The organism is Gemmatimonadota bacterium (assembly GCA_026706845.1).
Taxonomy (GTDB): Bacteria; Latescibacterota; UBA2968; order UBA2968; family UBA2968; genus VXRD01.
In genome coordinates, this window is sequence record JAPOXY010000023.1 from 1 (window position 1) to 3,487 (window position 3,487).

Below are 3,487 nucleotides of genomic sequence, written 5' to 3' on the forward strand. Positions count from 1 at the left end.
ATCGACCGCCGAATATGCCGAATTTTGATCTCATCAGACCGTTTCGACAGCAGATTGGGATGGTACTTTTGAATCTTCCAAATGTGTATCATCAGACTGCCCAGTGCAGTGTGCAATCCATCCATGTCAGTCGGTAGAATATCGAGGTGGTTAGCATAATCACCAGGGTCGGTGAAGCGGCTATGTGTCGTATAGTAATCCAGAACGTCTGTTTTCATGCCAAATCTCTCCTAAGACTCTTGAGGCCGAGTAGAAGCAGGGTAATGAGCCATTGACAGGCTTTCCACCCACCCTAAACGGTATAAATTCGCCACTGATGTCAATCATGGCAGAGGGTGTGGGGATGGTGTACAACTTCGACAGAAGTTCATCGAACCCATATACGAGATATCCTACAGGATACCCGTAGCCCTCGGTTTGGAAGCCCTCGGAGCCAGCACCACCGGCTCTCACCCCCTGCTCAATAATTCGACAATATCATAAAATGGAATGTTTCGGCTGGATAGGGGAGACTACACATTATTTGTCTCGAAGCGCATCGACCGCGTTTTTTATCGCTGCGATGAGGACTGACTTGCCTATTCTGTCACAACCGCTTCAGGTGAGACGCGAACTGATGACAATATCAAGTAGGTAAAAGCCACCATCATTACAGCAGCTGAAATCAATAGCGTTGCCTCCCAGCCAAAAGTTTCACCGAGGTAGCCACCTGCCAACGCCGCAATCGGAATTATTCCGAATACGACAAGACGCCTGGTGGCATTGATTCTACCTAACAGTCTATCTGGAGTCACTGCTTGCCTCAGGCTAATTTGGCTTATGCTAAAGAGGGTCAACGCCAGGCTAAAGACTGCCTGGATAGCAATGACGGCTGGGAGCTTCATCCAACCGAAGGAGCCTGCGAAAGGAAGCACGCCCATCGCAATGCCCTCAAGTAGCAACGCAATAATCATCAACCAGCCTGCACCCATCCGCTTTGCAAGTGGAACAGCGGATAGGGCCCCGATAATCGAGGCACCTCCTGCAACAGATCCGATGATTCCCAGCCAGATCGGAGTAATGCCCAGGGTGCGAACAAGAAAAAGTGTCCAAACTGTATGTTGTACAGCCCCTGCTGCACTTGCGAGAGCGGTCCCGATAGTCATGGCTCTCAGAATAGGGTGACTGAATAGGGTCGATATTCCCTCCTTAATGGCAGCTATCACCCTTTGGTCTATCCTGGTCCTGATATTATCAGATTCATCAAATCGGATCCTCAATAGGAATAGACCAGATAAGAAGTACGAAATTGAATCCACAAGTATTGCCAACGGCGCACCGAAAATATCGACAAGGTATCCAGCTGCTCCGGGTCCTGCTACATTCGTTGTCGAAGTGCTTAGCTGAAGTCGGGCATTCCCTTCGACCAGATCTTCCCGTTTCACGATAGAAGGCAAAAACGATGTTGAGGCAAGGACGTACATCATCGCGAGTGTACCACCTGTAAAAGCCACAATATATAGCAACTCTATGGATAGCCAGCCAACCAAAGCTGCTGCGGGGACCAGACTTATGACCAATCCTTGTCCGAACGCACTCGCGACCAGTATGGGCTTTCGTTTGGCCCGATCAATCCAGACGCCAGCCAGGAGAGCGAAGAGCAGCACTGGAAGATGCGTTGCTGCGTTGAGGAATCCCATTTCCTTCGCGCCAACCTGAAGCGTTATTACTGCAACAAGGGGAAGCGCAAGGTTGGTGACAGAAGAGCCAAGATCCGAAATAGTGACGCCACCCCAGAGCTTGGCAAAGTCAGAATTGGAATGCGCCAGCCGGAAGAGGCCGCCCTCAGGTGCTATACTCATTTGCTTACTCATTTCGTATGGTCGTGTTATGTGTCGTGCGATCCTCTATCCGTCGCCGAATGTGCCAATTGCGATTTCGTAGTCGTGCCTGTCGGCGAGCCCCACCTTTTCTGCCACTCTGATCGATGGTATGTTGCTTGCCCAACAGTCCCAGTGGGGATTCATCCCTGAAGCGAGGGCGTGCCTGACAAACTCTCCAGCCACTGCAGTAGCAATGCCCCTTCTCTGGTATGCTTCAATCGTCTCGATGCCTATGCCACACTTGCCTTCGCTCACGTATTCTGCTGTACACCAACAGACAACAGAATTTCCATCGAGCATCGCAAAGCCGAATCCCTGATCGAGAAATATTTCAAGGGATGGCCAGCCTCCCAGGATCTCATCTTTGACCGAGCCAATGTGTGCAAAGTCACTTTGGAGCAATTGGGCGTCGATCTGCCTGAGCTTCAGCGGAGGCGATGGGATGTCAATTCTCGATGAACTGTCTCGAACAGAGCAGTAAATCCGTCTTTCCACGTTCGTGTGCGAGAGCGGGCCGAAAATCTTCTCCAGCCGGAGGCTCCATGCATCTGGTGAATAGTAGAGCTTGAAGAACCCGAGTTCTCTTGACTGACCCTCTGGCTGGATTTCAGTCGAGAAGATCTCTCGCAGCCCATTGTTGGCTTCAACGCCTTCAAAGTCTCCTACGAGGTAGATACACCGGCCTTCCCAGGCTAATACGGTCCTCGAGGTAGCTGGATCGTCTGCCCAGACTCTGGCAGGAGTTTTGCCATCGATAATGCTATCTACAACGAGGCGGAGGTTGGGCGTGTCAAAATGAGGGCGAATTGACGAGGTCTCTTCACTGGAAAGTCGGTGCATGGTGTCTCACTCTGTCTGCTTTTGTTAGCCGAATGCGGGTTCTAATCAGCCGGTTTCGTGGCTATGAAAACCATGTCCGTATGCTCAGCGTTCAGAAGCTCTTCCGAGAAGTTACCCTTCACCTCCACGTCGGCAAATCCCGCCAACTGTAGCATCCAGAGTACCTCATTGCGATGATACCAGCGCGTCTGGCCCACATGTACCTCTTCCTCGCTATGGAGATTCGCTACGCAAAATAGGGTTGGCAATCAAGCAAATGCGTTCATTGTCCTTTATCAAATAGCCCGTAAAACCCACAGCCTTTAGGCGTGGGAAGCAGACGCGAGTTGGCGAGCGTTGTTTTGCAAGGGCTTATGGTTTTGGTTCTGATTCCGTGTAGAATCGTCACGGAACATGCTTAGCATAAGTGCTCTTTTTGCTTGACAAAACCTATACATAAGTATATATTTTTATTATGTTTAAGTTGTAAAAATACAGGCTGAGACCAACCAAAAAACAAGAGAATAATGGGCTATCTAACCTACAAATTCAAGTTGTATTCAAGGTGCGACCGAAACAAGTATCTCCATCAAGAGATAGACGCTTTTGCTGGCGTGTATAATCATTTCATTGCCTTGCACAAGCGATACCACCGCAGATTTGGCAAGTATCCGAGTAAGTTCACACTGATCAATCACCTCAAGAAAATGAAGGACACAACACGCTTTGCCCACTGGCGTCTGCTACCGTCTCAGGCATTGCAAAATGTGGTTGAGCGTATAGACTTTGGCTATCAGAAATTCTTT

Annotated in this window: 4 protein-coding genes; 1 reads left to right on the plus strand and 3 read right to left on the minus strand. The window is 49.6% G+C overall.

Annotation, left to right across the window (positions count from 1 at the left end):
- The 3 genes from OXG87_02115 to OXG87_02125 all read right to left on the minus strand — a co-directional run.
- Nucleotides 1-218, minus strand: a 218-nt coding sequence (locus OXG87_02115; GenBank protein ID MCY3868321.1) for a hypothetical protein, incomplete at its 3' end; no start/stop codon positions are given.
- A gap of 360 nt (nucleotides 219-578) precedes the next feature.
- Nucleotides 579-1,841 (minus strand): MFS transporter, encoded by a 1,263-nt coding sequence (locus OXG87_02120; protein ID MCY3868322.1) that lies wholly within the window; start codon nucleotides 1,839-1,841, stop codon nucleotides 579-581.
- 45 nt (nucleotides 1,842-1,886) lie between these two features.
- A complete protein-coding gene (locus OXG87_02125; GenBank protein MCY3868323.1) occupies nucleotides 1,887-2,702 on the minus strand; it encodes a GNAT family N-acetyltransferase in 816 nt (271 codons plus the stop codon).
- 506 nt (nucleotides 2,703-3,208) lie between these two features.
- Here OXG87_02125 and OXG87_02130 point away from each other — a divergent pair.
- The coding region (locus OXG87_02130; GenBank protein ID MCY3868324.1) for a hypothetical protein at nucleotides 3,209-3,487 on the plus strand (279 nt) is incomplete at its 3' end.

Coding starts and splice junctions, on each gene's coding strand:
- OXG87_02120 (MCY3868322.1), bottom strand. CDS start 1,841: ATGAGTATAGCACCTGAGGGCGGCCTCTTCCGGCTGGCGCATTCCAAT.
- OXG87_02125 (MCY3868323.1), bottom strand. CDS start 2,702: ATGCACCGACTTTCCAGTGAAGAGACCTCGTCAATTCGCCCTCATTTT.